Origin of the sequence: Streptosporangium vulgare (assembly GCF_042428775.1) — a bacterium.
Lineage (GTDB): Bacteria > Actinomycetota > Actinomycetes > Streptosporangiales > Streptosporangiaceae > Streptosporangium > Streptosporangium vulgare.
The window spans coordinates 1-535 of record NZ_JBHMBS010000188.1 but is presented as its reverse complement, the minus strand read 5'-3'; the positions used below and the strand labels follow the sequence as shown (position 1 = coordinate 535).

Below are 535 nucleotides of genomic sequence, written 5' to 3'. Positions count from 1 at the left end.
CTCCTGTCGAGGGCGGTGGGGTGGTGGTGTGGCCGTTGTCGGCCAGGAGTGGGTCGGCGTTGCGGGCGCAGGCCGAGCGGCTGGCTGCGCATGTGAAGACGTCGCAGCCGTCAGGTGTGGATGTGGCGTACTCGCTGGTGGCGGGTCGTGCGGTGTTGGAGCACCGGGCCGTGGTGGTGGGCCGGAGCCGGGATGAGCTGGTGGACCGGCTGGCAGAGCTGGCCGCAGGCGATCCCTCGACCGGGGTGATCTCCGGGGCGGCCGCTCCGGGAGGACTGGGATTCCTGTTCACCGGCCAGGGCGCTCAACGGGTCGGCATGGGCCGGGAACTGTACGAGACGTTCCCGGCGTTCGCGACCGCCTTCGACGAGGTCGACGACCACTTCGAAGGGTCGCTGAAAGATCTGGTGTTCACCTCCTCGTCGGAGGGGGTGCTGGATCGGACCGAGAACGCCCAGATCGCACTGTTCGCGGTTGAGGTGGCGCTGTTCCGGCTCCTGGAGTCCTGGGGAATGCGACCGGACTTCCTGCTGGG

At 69.0% G+C, this 535-nt stretch carries 1 protein-coding gene; it reads left to right on the top strand.

Going from position 1 to position 535, the window contains the following annotated elements:
• Positions 1 to 59 precede the first annotated feature (59 nt).
• A partial coding sequence (locus tag ACFFRH_RS44625) for an acyltransferase domain-containing protein (protein WP_386164236.1) occupies positions 60 to 535 on the top strand: 476 nt, incomplete at its 3' end.